This window comes from Porphyromonas macacae DSM 20710 = JCM 13914 (assembly GCF_000379945.1).
Classification (GTDB): domain Bacteria; phylum Bacteroidota; class Bacteroidia; order Bacteroidales; family Porphyromonadaceae; genus Porphyromonas; species Porphyromonas macacae.
The window spans coordinates 52,009-67,423 of sequence record NZ_KB904154.1; the positions used below are offsets into that span (position 1 = coordinate 52,009).

A 15,415-nucleotide genomic window follows, 5' to 3' on the forward strand; every position below is an offset into this window, starting at 1 on the left:
TATGTAATATGTATACTGTGATATTATATCCCGATGAAGTGAATCATAACCATGAAACACCCCTTTCTCTCTCACTCTTATCGGTTGCGGTAGTGATATTCGTATCGCTCCTGAACTTTTCCGGCATGGTCTCTGATTTCTCTGAGACGCCCCAGACCATCATAAGCATAAGACGTGGTTACGCCGCGGGAATCTGTTCCGGATGTCATTCCCACCTGTGGGCGATAAGTGTACGTCGTTACAAGCGCCTGGGGAAGAGCACGCTGCAGACTGCCATTCCTCAGCTTGGATTCATCGGGGATGCGCTGCTCCGAGAGGGCTTCGAGATTTTCGACACCAAAAACGGATTTCACGGCCTTTTCGACCTCTTGGATATCGGCATTCAAAATCTCGGCTATCGGGTACAGGTAATCGTATCCCCAAATATAAACGGTACGCTCGGCTCCATCCTTGACTACTTCCCGCACATTTCCCCGGGAATCGTATCGATAAGCAAAACGACTTTCCAGCGGTCCTCCACCCTGTTGATGACGAGATTCTTTCGGCGCATAAAACAAATTATGATGCCGCTCGTAATCGTTCTGCACCTTTTCAACAAGGGTGCTGCCGTTAAAAACCGAATATTCCACTACCGGATTCAACATATATTTTTCCACCATCGATTTGTAGGGAGAAGACTGATAATCCGAAGGGTATTTAAACGTTTCCCTGCGCCGGCTGCCATCGCTGAGGTTTTGTATCTTCGTTCGCAGCATCCCCAGCAAAAGGCCGTCGCCGTAGGTATATTCGGTGCAAACCGTTACAGGGTTCTGCCCCGTGGGGTCATATAGCGTATCTTCCGTTCGGGCAGGTAAAAACTTATAGCAGTAATGGAGGTAGGCGGCACTCGAGCAGTAAGAATAACCGAAAGGAAGACCCTCAAAGAAAAAAGCTCGTGGGTTATCTTCGCCTTGAGATCCGTAACGTGCCCACTCCGTAATGTGCCTGGCAACCGGCATCCCTTTGCCGTTATAATGCATCTGCGCCTTAAGCCGTCCACGCTCGAAATAGCGCGAGCAGTGAGGGGAAGTAATGAAAATTTCGCGGTTCCACATCCCGTCCTGTAGCCGGGTATCCGTATACCCGTTATCATGGTTCGTATAATCATAACGAACATAACCATCTATACCTGAAATGCGCTCGCAAACAGAGGTGTAGCCCATGTATAAGCCCTCATTCTCTTTTGTCAGCGGAATAACCGGCATGCTCTTAACCTGTATCACTTCAAACCCTTTTCCCCCGCAGTCTTTGCCTTTGATGGTATTGCGGTATTGCGGAAGCATGTTCAACACTCCGCTCGAAAGGGGGTAATCCGGCGCCTTTCTATAAAAGAACTCACGGATAGAAGCTTCGGAGGTGATTTTCTTTATCCGCAAACCGCTTGCTTTTCCTTCCTTTGCGACCACTTGTGTGCGGTCTTTCGTATCCACAACCTTACCATAGTCGTGCAGTTCGTATTCAAACGATACTGTTCCTCCCGTAGGATAACGGATCCCGGACAATACTCCGCTATCGGTATATCGGGAGTCCGGTTTCTTATTTTCAAAGATGAAACCGCTACCGGAAATCTTTTTGCCATTGTTGAATCCCCAATGATCAGTCATACAGGCCAGATAAGGGGGTAGCTTTTCTCTGTTTTTATATATAAATCCATAATTCAGCATATCGAGAGAAGAACCGACGGCTTTCGCAGATATCCGGAGCGCCTCTAAAAACAAACGCTCTTCGGGACGGTCATTATAACTCAGGTGTATCTGCCTTAAGGGGGACGTAAGCGTATCCGTTTTCACAGAAATACTGTCCAGTTTAAGCCACTGGATATGATCCAGTCTTTCCTTCAGAGAATATAGAGGTTTATCATCCTTTAATCTTGGGATTGCCTGAATTTTGGTTAATAGAAGAAACTGATCCATGGTTTCGGGAGTATTGAGATATGTTTCTCTATACTGTTGCTCTGTATATTTGAGTTCATTGCTGACACTGTAAGAAAAATCGACTTGCAAATCTCTGGCTTTTCCGCTAAACACCTCGATTCTGTTCAAATAGACCGGAGAGATGAATGTACCGTCTATTTCCAAACTGTTCCATTGCGTTCCCTGACCATTTGCATGCTTATACTCGAAGTAATCCCAGGAACGATACAATTGGCTTACAAAAGGCCCCCGTTCGTATTCTAACCGAATCGTCTCCAAACTGTCTGCAGAAATAATTTCTGTCAAAAACCATGAAGTTGCGTGTAATAATTCTCCGGTAGGAATTTTTACTTCGTTTAATCCTTTTCGACCATAAGAGATTGGGTCCGAAAATTCAATTGCCGTAGGACCACCAAACTTATATTGCGTACCCTCTTCATCCATGAGAATAAAAGATTTGAACGCCCGAATATGACCGGAATAATCGGCATAATCTAACCGAATGCCTTCCTTATCAGGAGTTATAAAACCGTCATATGCAATCACTTTTACAGGCCTGTCGCACTGAACCTGTATTTTTCCCGTATGATCGAAATAAAATTTACCTGAAAGATTTGGCAGGGAAAAATGAAATTCATCAGGTTCGATATCTTCCAAAAAGGAACGCGACGTTTTTTCTCGACAAAGGGTACAATTATTCTTCAGAGCGTTTTCTGCATTTTTCTTCCAGTCACTTTGGGCCATCCATCCTTGAGGGTGAGCATACGTTAAAAATCCTCTTACTTTTTGAAAACTTGAAGTAGAAAGACTTTCATCAACTCCACTGCCTCTGACAGTGCGGCTGATTACTCCCCCGGCTTCCAAGGACCAGCCCAAGCCCACCGGCCCCGGATGTATTTCGGGACGAATACCGGCCGGATGATAACGAAGGCGCAAAGGCACACGAAGCTTTTTCCCTTTAATTTCATATAAAGGAATCGAAATGTCCGGAATACCCGTATAATACGATACGGGAATCTCTCCATAAAGTCCCAGATTGGTTGCCGTGGGGCTGCAAATAGAAATTTTTTGCGAAAAAAGAATAAAAGGAGAGAGAAAAAACAGCAGAAAGATTACCTTTTTCATGAATCTGAATTATCTTTTAATAAATGCCATCTGGTATGACAAATGAGTTTTTAATCGAATTAAACAAAAGAAAAACGTGAAAATATTTTGATGTTTTATTCGCAATTATACAAATTTTCCATCATATACAAAAAAGTGACATTAAAAAAAATACCACTTTCTAAAAACAACCCGATCAAAATGGGGAAATATCGAAATATTTGTTTCTTCGGTTTGTTTTCAGCGTTTTTTCCAAAAGGTAACCTGCTGACGGCTTACAGTATACAAACGCGAAGTCTCGGGCATCGTGAGCAGCAGCTCTTCCGGCTCTCGCTCCTGCTCGAACCACGAAGCGAGAACTTTTTTTGAGTGCATCCGGCGCTGTAAGAGACTCGCCGTCTTTTTTATATCCCCCCAGCCAGGCACGGTGTGCGGCCTGCCGGGTAGTCCAGATATAGTCGAATGCAATAATACCCCACCCCTCAGCCATCAGTCGTGCCAAAGTCTCCCGAGCCTGTTCCGGAGTGATATGCTGCGCATACTGCCCCGTGGTAAAAGCTCGAGATAAAGCTCGATAAAAACCTCTTGCCCGATTCTGCAAGCACAGGGTGCCATAAGTTTTGCAAAAGAAATCATGGCGTTGTGTTTAGAACGGATAACCGATGGCCAGATGGTAGGCCAGACCATCTTTGAAACGCGGAATATTGTAATATCCTTTTTTGATCGTTTCGTAAGGCAGGTGCAAACCGATGCCCGCATCGAAACGAACCACAAGGAAAGAGAGGTCATAGCGCAAGCCCACACCCGTACCCAGGGCAATCTGCTTGAAAAAGTCCGTGGTCGAAGATATTTCCCTGAGAGAGCCTCCGGGGCGGCGATCGTCTCTTCTGAGCAACCACACATTACCCGAATCCAGAAAGACCGCCCCATGAAGATTTCCGATCAGTTTGCCCCGATACTCCAGATTGGCTTCGAGTTTTACGCTACCGGTCTGATCGATGAAACCATAACGGTCTTCAAGGTCGGGCTTAAAACTGCCGGGGCCCAGACTGCGAACGGTAAAAGCCCGGATACTGTTGGCTCCACCCACATAAAACTGTTCGCTGTAAGGCGGTATGATCATATTGCCGTAGCTGTAGATGATGCCTCCGCCCACACGCATGGCCAAACTCTGGTTGCGGTCTATGGTGTAGGTATAGCGCAGCTCGCCCGTACCCTTGACGAACTGGGCAAACGGTACGCCCATCAGTTTCTTGGTATCGTTATAGGGTTTGCCGGCCATCTTGTAGAAAAGATTCAGCAGGTTACCTGCCTGCGAAACTCCCACACGAAACCAGATGTGGTGTGCCATACGGGAATCAGGGATATTATCGAAGGTGTAAGTATATCCGTTCTGCACGATGAGCTGGCTTTGCAAACTGAGGCGTAGTGCGGGGTTTTCGTCCATCAATTGATCAAACTCCCGGGAACGGCTGGAAAGCATATTATAGTTGATGCGCAATGGCGTAATGCTGTGCTGATTGATCGGGGTGACATTAAAATCATAGATAAAGCCGAACCCGAAAGAGTTCATCCGGAAGAAATTAGCCCGGTTGAGCACAGAAGCTCCGAGCGTAAAAGTGGTGCGTGCCGTACCGTTCAGATAACGATCACTCAACACCGGCATCAGCAAAGCCGGGAACTTAAGACTCAAGTCTGCACCGAACTGGTAGGTGTTGATATCGAAAGCACGTTTATCGAAAGGCGACTTGCCTGTCTGCCACTCGTAGCTGCCATACAGATCCAGAGAAAGCACTTCACCGCCCTTGAAAATATTGTGCCGCGCCAAACCCAGATTCAGCCCCGGCCCCATATAATTATTGCTCTTTACCTTATAGAGCGCTTCTATGGAAACATCCCAAAGTTTATCCTGTATCATGCGCACCTCGAGATCGAGCTTACCGGCATCCGAATAAGGCAAAAACAACTGCTTCACATCCTCCTTGTCAAGCACCTCCATTTGCCGCGTCACGGTATCGGTTTGCGGTACCTCCGTGTTACGCGGCGTATATACGAACCGGGTGCTGGAAAATGTGCCCAAGGCACTGAGAGCCGTAAGGGTCGACCCCTCTCTCGTTTGATTGAAGAAATCGCCCGGGCGAAACATGATACGGTTTTTGAGTACATTCTTTCGGATGGGCAGTCCGTCATTGAAGCGAACCAGTATGGCACTGTCTATCAGTACGGAATCTTTCAGCTCCCGATTTTGAAGCACATCCTGCCGGTTGCGCATCTGCAGCTCTATGCGGCCGATCTGCCAGGGCATGCGAGACTGGCGGGGCAGATTGGCAGGAAGCAATGTACGTACCTGCACTTTGCCCGGAGCGATGAGCGTATCGGCTTCGAAAGCGACATCGTTCGGACGAAAGAAATAGAAGCCGTAATCCCTCAGTTTATTGCTGATCTCTTTGCGGTCTGCAACCAGACCATCCAACGAAAAATTATCTCCCTTATGCAGCTGCGACAGTTTGCTGTGGTCGAGCACCGTACTGTCATGAAGATGAATGGGAGGAAGATATTCGATGGAATCGTAAATATAAGGAGTACCCATATGAATGGTATACCTTACTTTGGCTTCCAAAGAATCTTTTTTGGAAGGAATGACCTCGCTTTGGATTTCGGCATTGAAATAACCGTATTCATGCAGAATATTTTGCGCCACAGTAGCACGTGCAGACGGGTTGACATCCGAAATAAAAATCGGCTTGGCTGCAAATTTCTTAAAGAACCATTTCCCTAAAGCCGTATTGTCATTGACGAATTTATTATACATAAACAGGCCGAACGAAGGTAGAGGAGAACGCCGGGAAGGGTCGTTAAACAACGCATTGTTGGGTTTTACTTTCAACGGTTTCTCGGCCGAGGCAAGAGCCGACTGTCCGAATTTGCTTTTATCTTCATCCTTTACCTCGATACCCTTGAGGCCGGCATAAAGCTGTTGATTTTCAGGCAAATTGGCGGTTACCGAACATCCTGCCATAATGAACAGGAATAGCAGGACCGGGAGGGTCGGCGTATTTTTATTTCGCTTCTTCATTTTTAATCTTTTCTATCGGTTCTGTTGCCTCAAGAGGCTTCTTTTCGGGCTGAGACTCCGGTTGCGGCTGCGGCCTCCTCCTGAACCTGAACAGGTCGGTGAGCGCATCCAACTTGCGTCTGATTACGTAGCTGAACCCGGTTTCCGCTATTTCACCATCCACCAGATTATCAAACACACGCTGATGGAACAGCTTGAGATACTGCGTGCCGGCTTTGTCTACCTGATATTCCAGAGCCGCATTGTCGATAAACGTCTGTTCCTTATTGGTGGGCACATTGCCGCTCTGCACCTTACCGCCCACAATAGCGCGGATGCGGTCGTTATAAAAACTGTGGCTGAAGCTGTAAGTGTAGTTCGTATAGGTAGCCCCTCCGAGTCCGTCGTTTCGTTCCATACCCAGATTAAAGCTGGTACCCTCCAACACTTTGCCGAATATTTTATTCACGGAGGATTGGAGAAGACCGGACAAGGCCCCGTTGAAGTTGAGCCCTCCGCCGGCAGAAGTTCCCTGCCCGGGCATAAATGAGCCGGTAGCCATAAGGGCAATAGCCTGTTTTCCCCGTTCCTCTTCATTCATACCGCTCAAAATATTTCTGACCATCAGATCGGCAGGAGCATCTACATCGAAATTCAACTTGAGTTTCTCCAGAAATTCCCGGGCTTTGATGCTGACTATAAATTCCACCCGCCGGGAAGCGTTTTTGGTACCGTCGCTGACATTGGCTTTCAGTTGATGAAGGGCTGTAAAATGGAGATAAGGATTTTCAGGTTTGCCATTGAACTGAACATAGCTTTTCGGGTCTATGGTAAACTCTTTGGCTCCGAACAAAGGACCCAAATTGTATTTCAGACTGCCTCCGGACATCCTGTACGTTCCCAAAAGGCTCATCTCACCGTATGGCGGATAGCTGAAACTGAGATCGCCACCTCCGATTACGGACAACTTGTCCGAATCTCCTGTTCCAAGGTCTACATTAACAATAACGGCAGGGTCTATATGCATCGATACCGCAATATCGAGGCCACCCAATTCTGTGGTATTGACCGGTTCGGGTGTAAACAACGTATCCCGGAAATCGGTAAACACAATCACATCGCTCATCTTATCATCGGTGTTCAGCCCCTGTGCCTGCATAACGTAGGTCACATTGGTGCCGCCGAGCACATCCAGAGAGCCACGGATGCGCGGCTTATCGGCACGCCCCGTCATCTTCAGATCGGCACTGGCAATCAGACGCCCGAAAAGCGCCTGTTTGTCCGCAGTGCGTTTACTGTTGGTAATCTCTACCTCGTCGGCTTTTACCCGGAGATCGGTGGTCAGAGCATCTTTACCCAAAAAGGTAAAATAACCGTCCACGTATACAGCCTGGTCAGGATGCCGTTCGGGGGAGATGGCAAAATGATTGAAAAACAGCTTGGAGTCTTTTATGGGTATCTGTATGGTGTCTAACCGCAGTTGAGAACCATACTGTTTGATATTGAGCAGCACATCGTCGAAATCCACAGCCCCATTCATATCGATGTTTTTCATCGTTCCGCCGAGTTTCACCTTGCCGTTGACCGTTCCGCTGAGTTGCGCCAAATCTTTACCGATAAACGGGTTTGCGATGGCCAAAGGCAATCCTTCCACATTCACATCTCCCGACAAGGCCTCTTGCACATCTCCCGTACGGTAAATACCGTTTACGGATAACGACGGTCGCCTGTTGTGGCTGATTTCGGCCGTAATGTAATGAGACCGGTCATTACGGGGTTCGTAGAAGAGAGCCGAACCGATATGCCCCAGCTCCTTACCGTCGTAAGCAAAATCGCTTACGGACAGGTCGCCTGTAATTACCGGCTGAGCATCCTTTTCGAGGACACGTACCACCTTTACATCGGCAAAGACGGTACCGCTCATCGGAGGTGTCCGCTTCCACCGTTCGAACAGCTTCAAATCCAACCGCTGGATTATCAGGTTAATATCATTCGTAACAGGGTCGGGATTGTTTGTCTGCAAACTCAGGAAGGCATCCTTTTCTCCGGTCAGCCGGAGATTGGCCGCTACGGATCCGCTCTGTTTATTCAACGATATCTCGTTATCTGCATTAACGGTAAACGGAGCATAAGCCAGAATAACGGGCTTTTCAGGCAAAAAATGAAGCTCGTATCGATCCTTATCCCACTCCCCGCGAAGTCCGATACGGTGCATTGTCTTCTGATAATCATCCTGCAGTTCCACACCGGCAACAGCATACCGCAAAGAGCCTGTTACCTTACCTCTCACATGAAGGGGAGACTGGTTGCGATAGCGTCTGCGATCCAAAGAAAGATCGATGTCCAGCACCGTATTATCTGCTGTCAGCGTATCTCCGGATGAAAACATGCGGGTATCCACGGATAACGCTCCCCGGCTTATACGGGTCGTGTCCAGAGCCAGCTCCGCTACATTCACTTCGGCCTGCAATCCTTTCAGAGGAGAAGTGCTCAGGCTGGTCTCTACAGATTCGAAAGAAATTCGCTTGAGACGTAAATAAGACCAGAGTGCATTATTTCTTCCCGCAGACATATTCAACCGGGCACCGGGCAAAAGAGGTATCACCTCCTGCAGGTAAGCCGGAGGTTCTTTGCCTTCGGTTATTTTACCGATTTCGGCAGATATTTTTTCCGATACTTTGCCAAAACTGTCCAACAACTGTTTGAGTCCGCTCTGTGCCCTGAAGCCCATGAACATATCGCCGGAAGAAATATCCAAAGACGTGCTGTCGGGCATAGCCCGACCTTTAATATCTATCCTCTCGGGTGAGATAGGATCTCCGTTGAAGTTGATGCGGGCATCGGTAATCTCGCAATCGATACGGTGAGTATGCTGCATATCGGAGCGTAACTCTGCCAAGAGATTGGTTTTGAAATTCAGCGGTGCAGTGCTTATGCCTATGGCCTGCAAATCGAGCTCCTGCACATCGAGGTTGATACTGCCGTCAATCTCTTCCCTGCTGAGAATAGCATCCACCTGCGCCACGATATTGGCATGAGTGTTTTCCGAATTCAGAGCCAGAAAGAGGGCTCCGTTGTTCAAACGGCCATCGGCCGTAAGACTGTCCACCAGCAATTGTTTATATTCCAAACGATCGACCCGCAACTTCAGCTCCGCAGAACTCTTGGTATTCAGCAAATCAAATCCGTAACCATAAGCTTCCAGTTGTACAGAAACGGAGCCAAGACTGTCGAAAGGCATAAAACGCCTCATGTCGAGATTTTCGGTCTGAAAATTGACGGCATATTTATTGCCCAAAGCCATATAATTGCCGTCCACCGTCATTGTTGCATTACGGTCTCGCAAATCGAGCAGTATTTTATAAAGATCTTTCCTCAAATCGAGATTGCCGCTTACTGTGGTTCCGGACGGGATATGAAAACGTGAAAGAACATCTTTACCGGCAACCGAAAGCAGCGTGGAAGCATGCTCCTGAAAACCCGCTTCAAGACTGAAAGCACCTCGGCGGCGTTTGTTGTCGGTAAGATAAACGGCCTTGCCTTTCATTTCGGCATCCATCACGGAGGGCCAGAATATTTTCAATGCCTTCACATTCATCTCATTGACGGTGCCCGAAGCATTGGCCGATATTTCGATGGGAGGCAACGTGCCTTTTTCTTTTTTGCTATAGACACGCTCGTCTTCTATTTTTTCAATGACATTTTCAAAGCTGATTTCGGACAGATTGCGAAGATCTCCCATACCAACGGAAGCATCCATATCCAGCTTGACCATGGCAGTGGAATCCAAATTAAAGATGCCCCATGGGAGGCTGAGGTTACGGCCGATAACCTCGGATTCGCCGGTTCGCAAAACAAGATTCCAGGCCTTCAAGCCCTTTTCATCCATGTGATACTTGGAGCTGAAGTGTCGTATCTCGAGGCCGCTACGGTCTTTTGCCTCCAACTTCACCACCTCCACATCGAGCTTGATTATTTCCGAACGGATGTTCCGGGCTTCCAATGAAAGCGGATCGATCACAAGATGGGTAAAATCCATCCCCTCTTTAACTGCAGCCCCATGATCCGTAGCATAAGTCACACGCGAATCTTTCAAGATTAAACGGGATGCCGTCACCAAGATGGTACTTAAATCCACAGCCGGTCTGGAAATCTCACCCCAACCGACATGGGCATCGACTAACAGGCTGTCCAAAGGCATATCGATAACAGCTTCGATATTCTTCATCCCTAACCGGTCCATTTGAAGACGCCAGTTTAGCGGCTTGCTTTCTTCTTTCTTCTCTTCTTTTTCCGAAAGCAGCCGGTTACACATAAAAAAAGAACCGCCGTCGACCTCCCAACTGCCGAGTTGTGCCGTGTGATCTTTAAGATTGGCAAAAAGGTTGCGCGCTTTCACGCCGTTTATCCGGATCTTCATTTCGTTCTGCCCCGTGCTGTCGGGCAGATTAAGATAAGCTTCGCGAATATCGAGTAGGGGTACTTTCACACGGTTATTGATCAGAGGCAAAGGGTCGACCCGAACCTGAAGTTCTTCTGCAATCAACAGCGTATCTTGGGGAGAACGGAGCATACTGACACCTTCGATACGCAGCTTGGCAGGAAATTTCAGGTTCAGTTTTTTTACTGAAACGAGCATCCCCGTGCTTTCACTCAGTTTTTCAGAAACCGTCTTTACGGCCCACTGCTGCACCGAAGGCGTATAAAGCAGAATGCCGGCTAAAAGGAGTATGATAAAAGGCAAAAGAATAACAGTCAGAACTATTCGCTTCCAATGCCGACGAAAAAAATTCATAAAGGTGACTTGTAAAAATACAATTAGCCATATACCACAAAGATAGCACAAAGGGGAGAAAATCTTATCACAACTCGTGATGTGCAGATTTCGACATCCAATGCAAAAGTCAAATAAATTCGGAATAATGGTTTTGAGAGTATACATCGGCAACGAAACAAAAGCCGGTGTTTGTTCACGAATTTGAGGTGTTGATGCGTGACGTGTTGACGTGTGACGTGTACTGAAAAAAGGCTGTTCGAAGTTGAAAAATCTTCGAGCAATGGGCAAAAATCCGTAGCGCTATGGATTTTCAACGAAGTTAACTTGGATTTTTTTTCTTTGCCTGAAGAATTTTCCACCATCAGGCAGAGAATATTTCCCATTTTAATCGCGCAGTACTGTTATCTACCATATACTGCAATGCCCGTGTGACGGTCGCAGGATCCACATTCAGCCTGCCGATGATTTCAGCACGAACCTCCTTGGGGATCATGATCTGCTTTTTTACTCTTTTTTCCATATCTTTATTGCATGTCAATAATTTGATTACACTACAAACTTATATGTAAAATTTCACACATGCAAACTTTTAACAAAGAAATTTCACCCATAAAAGGCAGGTTGTTGGCTTTTGCAAAAGAAAAAGGGATACCCAAAACAACCCTTTGCTCCTCTATTTCAATATCTTATGAAAACTTAAAAGGAAAAAGTCTAAGCAGCGAATTTGGAGGCGACGTTATAGGTAAAATTTTATCCGTTTATAAAGAGATAAACGCAGAATGGTTAATTACAGGTCATGGTAATATGCTAAAAGAAGAAGCGGGCAATATGGTAAGCGATATGCAAACCATCTACCGTCCGAAAACAGCAGAAAAACAAATCGACAATCAAATCGTATATCTTTACGATATAGAAGCAACAGCCGGATTAAAATCACTCCTCGAAAACAAAAATCAAAATATCATCGATACCATCCGGATTCCTAATCTACCAAAATGCGATGGTGCCGTACACGTTGTCGGGGATAGCATGTATCCCATACTGAAATCAGGAGACATTGTCCTCTACAAAGAAGTACATGATATAGAATATGGAATTTTCTGGGGCGAAATGTATCTCCTTTCCGTAGCAGTAGATGATGAAGAATATATCACCGTTAAGTATCTACAAAAATCAGACATTAACGACACCTTTGTTAAACTTGTCAGCCATAACCCACATCACAACCCTAAAGACATACCGATATCATCCATCAGAGCACTGGCACTGATTAAAGCATCCATTCGTCTGAATACTATAGTATAAAGCATTAATATGACCATATCGGAGACTCAACAAGCTATCGAATTAGATAAAATACTCGAAGCTGCAATAAAAACAAATAGCAGGGTGGTTGAAACCATTATTGCCCCGGAAGTAGCGCAAGATCTTGGAGAGATTTTGGAACAGGCAAATTGTGGCAGATATTTAGGAGCCGGAACTTTTATGGTTTATCCTTCAGGATTGGAAGTTGCAAAACAAGGAGGCTTCCACAAAAAGCTTATTGATGCAAACAGAGAGGCGGAAAGAATCCGAGAAAAGGATAGATTACAGGAAGAATTAATACGAAGACAAATCCGAGCTTTGAAAAGAGAACCGTATCTAATCAGCATTTCCATTGTCAGCACTGTTATCGCAATACTTTCTTTCCTGTTTAAGTAAATTCATAACTTCCTCGGCGAAATAATCCAGTTCATGTAAGCCGGTAACAGCCCAAAGACAGGGTTCTTTTTTCGATACACATAATAATAGCTGCTTAATGGCATGAGCGTATATTATATTGTGCTTATACATTCTAATAAGAGCAAACAAAAAACCGTCTGGCTGTTTTCTTCTCTTTTCATTCCCCAGTATAGGGCACAACCAATCTGCACTTATCCCTTTCATTCCATTATGACACATAGATTTTTATTTTTTTGTACTCAAATATACTCTTATATATTTGATTTGCAATAAGTTACATGTGACAATCACGATAAAAACAGGGTATTTTCCACCACCCAAACCGCGAAAACCGTAAAAAAACAGCGAAAAACAGGGTATTTTCTACCATCCAAACCGACCCAAAAAACCAAAAATCCTAAGTCTAAACCTAAGTCTAAACACCATATTTTATCCCGTTTCGTTTTTCAATACTCCAAAAACCTAAGTCTAAACCTAAGTCTAAACCTAAGTCTAAACACAACATTCAGAAAAATAACCAACCTGAAATCAACCACCAACAGCAAACAATATTCGACGATTCGAACACAGGTCCGATACACAACAGATAACATTACCGTTAGCCGCTAAAACCCCGTTTTAAGGCCGTTTTAAGGCCTTTCCGGGCTGTTAATTAAAGTAATAGTAAACAGGGCTTAAATAAAAAGCTCGAACAGTATAAAACAACCGTTCGAGCGACGCAGAAAATTAAACCGGAATTAAAGCAAATTAAACTTTTCGTTTTGCGTTGCCAAAATCAATCAAACAGACAACAGCCCACTAATAATCAGGAGAGTAACGTATTTTGATGCGTATACAATTTATCCCATTTCGTTTTTACCCCCTTACATTACACGACTAAGCAAAAAATCCGCTTCCCTTCTGCTGAAGACACAGAAAAGAAGCGGATATAAAAATCAACTATGTATAATTACATATCGGTATATAATTTTAGACTAATCCGGTATTCTCAAAGTGGTTTTTCCGGCAATCAACTGCTTGCTGCTCTTGATACCATTAGCTCTGCAAATCTTATTGATTGTTGTCCCATAACGTGCTGCAATAGAGGAAAGAGACTCGCCATTGCGCACACGGTGAACACGCGGTTTGGGAGATGGGGTTTGCGATGAGGATTTTTTCGAACGAAGCGAACGATTGGATGCGTACGCTTTACCGCCATAGCTGTAGTTGCTACGTTTGAATACAAAAACATCATTGAGCGGAGCACCGTTTTCAAAATCAAAAATGAATGCCGGATTGATGGGGATGCCCATGAATCGCGTTTCAAGATGCAAGTGAGAACCGAAAGAACGGCCGGTATTGCCGCCCAATCCGATGGGCTGTCCGGCCAACACGATCTGCCCTTCCCGGACAAGCTGCCGGCTCAGGTGTCCGTATACCGTTTCAAGACCGTTGGGATGGCGAATAACGATGTAATAACCGTATCCTTTACGCTCATAGCTGCGAATTCGGACTTTGCCGTCAAAAGCCGCACGCACCGTATCGCCCGTATTGAGCTTGAGGTCTACACCATAATGCATACGCCGGAAACGCTTGCGATAGCCGTAAGGGCTGGAGATATGGGTCTTCTCCGCAGGAATCGGCATTACGAAGTTATTACAATCGATTTCATAAGTATCAGGGATTTGAACATCCCCCATACCGGTAAAAGGGTTTACGCGATCGGACCAGGAACTTTCGCCATAAAGTTCTATGGCGGGGAATTCCAATGCTTCCGCTTGCAGCTCCTGCCGGAGCTCCGCATCTGAGGCTTTTTTAGCTGCTTCTAACTTTTTGCCAAGCTCAAGTTTATCAGCTAACAACTGGGGAAGGGCCTTCACAGAGTCTCGGCTCAATGAATGATGTCCTCTCATGCTTCTTTCTCCTATTCCTGTATCGGCAGTCCGTGAGGGAGTAGCCCAACTGACCAGCGTTCCGATGCAAAAAAAGCAGCATGAAAGAATAAGGTTCTTCTTTACCATTTATTAATTAATAATGTTACTTGGAGATATTAACGTCTTTATTTTTCAGATATTTCACATTAGTAAAACGTCTAAAAAACATGATTATTGTATAATAAAAAGAATACCATACAACATTAAAAAACAAACGTAACGTCCAAAGATAAAAGAAACTTTTCTTACAAACCAAACTTTTGCACTTTATTATTGCTTTTTTTCTGCATTTCGACATCTTTTTTTCTCTGATTTATTCTCTAATCCGATTTTTTGCTGTTAAAAAGCACTTTGTGAACAAAAGACCTGAAAGCAACAGGAATACACGTTTTTTAACAACTGACAGAAGCTTCGGATAAAAGCAAAAAGGGAAGAGAGTTATACCTATATATAGGTAATTTGCATGACGTTGCAGATTCTATCGGGAGGAACACAGAAAATGACGGTGTGTCATCATGCGCAAATTACGACGTTGCTTGCGACATTCGGCTTCGGTCACTTACTTCAGTACGCTCCCTTCAACCTTCAGTCTTAGCGCCTTGTACTTTGCGCATGATGACGCATCTAAAAAAGGGGCTGTGTCAAAATTCATTTTTGGGGCAGCCTCCTTTTTTTATTCCTCATCCAACGACAAAGCCCCAACTTTCACGAGCCAGGGCTTCGTTCGTTCACTAAGTTTGAGTAACTTAGCAAATATCAATTACTTAATGAATACAAAGTTACACTTTCGTCCTTACATATCCGACCCCATCCTGCTATTTCCTGCAGAACTTGGTCAAGATATTGATGCCAATGACCCTGTGCGCCTGGTCAACAGCATTGTAGATTCGCT

The 15,415-nt window shown here is 45.4% G+C and carries 8 protein-coding genes; 2 read left to right on the forward strand and 6 right to left on the reverse strand.

Annotated elements, in window-relative coordinates:
* Window positions 1-77 precede the first annotated feature (77 nt).
* The 5 genes from A3GI_RS0110070 to A3GI_RS11695 all read right to left on the reverse strand — a co-directional run bounded on the left by A3GI_RS0110070 (window position 78) and on the right by A3GI_RS11695 (window position 11,408).
* Window positions 78-3,077: an RHS repeat domain-containing protein gene (locus A3GI_RS0110070; protein ID WP_018361326.1), complete on the reverse strand. Its 3,000-nt coding sequence runs from the start codon at window positions 3,075-3,077 to the stop codon at window positions 78-80.
* Window positions 3,078-3,252: 175 nt separating this feature from the next.
* Window positions 3,253-3,657 (reverse strand): hypothetical protein, encoded by a 405-nt coding sequence (locus tag A3GI_RS0110075; RefSeq protein WP_018361327.1) that lies wholly within the window; start codon window positions 3,655-3,657, stop codon window positions 3,253-3,255.
* A 45-nt stretch (window positions 3,658-3,702) separates the two neighbouring features.
* Window positions 3,703-6,132 carry a translocation and assembly module lipoprotein TamL gene (gene tamL, locus A3GI_RS0110080; protein WP_018361328.1) on the reverse strand — a complete coding sequence of 810 codons (2,430 nt, stop codon included), beginning with the start codon at window positions 6,130-6,132 and terminating at the stop codon, window positions 3,703-3,705.
* Complete coding sequence (locus tag A3GI_RS0110085; protein WP_018361329.1) at window positions 6,116-10,906, reverse strand: translocation/assembly module TamB domain-containing protein; 4,791 nt, start codon at window positions 10,904-10,906, stop codon at window positions 6,116-6,118. The genes tamL and A3GI_RS0110085 overlap by 17 nt, the downstream gene beginning before the upstream one ends.
* A gap of 343 nt (window positions 10,907-11,249) precedes the next feature.
* A complete protein-coding gene (locus A3GI_RS11695) occupies window positions 11,250-11,408 on the reverse strand; it encodes a hypothetical protein (RefSeq protein WP_018361330.1) in 159 nt (52 codons plus the stop codon).
* A gap of 59 nt (window positions 11,409-11,467) precedes the next feature.
* On the opposite strand from A3GI_RS11695, the gene A3GI_RS0110095 reads away from it, so the two are divergent.
* Window positions 11,468-12,193, forward strand: coding sequence for a S24 family peptidase (locus A3GI_RS0110095; RefSeq protein WP_018361331.1), 726 nt, complete (start codon window positions 11,468-11,470; stop codon window positions 12,191-12,193).
* Window positions 12,194-12,202: 9 nt separating this feature from the next.
* Window positions 12,203-12,589 (forward strand): hypothetical protein, encoded by a 387-nt coding sequence (locus A3GI_RS0110100; RefSeq protein ID WP_018361332.1) that lies wholly within the window; start codon window positions 12,203-12,205, stop codon window positions 12,587-12,589.
* 995 nt (window positions 12,590-13,584) lie between these two features.
* Here A3GI_RS0110100 and A3GI_RS0110105 read toward each other — a convergent pair.
* On the reverse strand, window positions 13,585-14,610 hold the full coding sequence (locus A3GI_RS0110105; protein ID WP_081612833.1) for a peptidoglycan DD-metalloendopeptidase family protein: 1,026 nt from the start codon (window positions 14,608-14,610) through the stop codon (window positions 13,585-13,587).
* Window positions 14,611-15,415 lie beyond the last annotated feature (805 nt).

Bases quoted from the DNA above. Each gene is read 5' to 3' on its own strand.
- A3GI_RS0110070 (WP_018361326.1), bottom strand. From the start codon at position 3,077: ATGAAAAAGGTAATCTTTCTGCTGTTTTTTCTCTCTCCTTTTATTCTT.
- tamL (WP_018361328.1), bottom strand. From the start codon at position 6,132: ATGAAGAAGCGAAATAAAAATACGCCGACCCTCCCGGTCCTGCTATTC.
- A3GI_RS0110085 (WP_018361329.1), bottom strand. From the start codon at position 10,906: ATGAATTTTTTTCGTCGGCATTGGAAGCGAATAGTTCTGACTGTTATT.
- A3GI_RS11695 (WP_018361330.1), bottom strand. From the start codon at position 11,408: ATGGAAAAAAGAGTAAAAAAGCAGATCATGATCCCCAAGGAGGTTCGT.
- A3GI_RS0110095 (WP_018361331.1), top strand. From the start codon at position 11,468: ATGCAAACTTTTAACAAAGAAATTTCACCCATAAAAGGCAGGTTGTTG.
- A3GI_RS0110100 (WP_018361332.1), top strand. From the start codon at position 12,203: ATGACCATATCGGAGACTCAACAAGCTATCGAATTAGATAAAATACTC.
- A3GI_RS0110105 (WP_081612833.1), bottom strand. From the start codon at position 14,610: ATGGTAAAGAAGAACCTTATTCTTTCATGCTGCTTTTTTTGCATCGGA.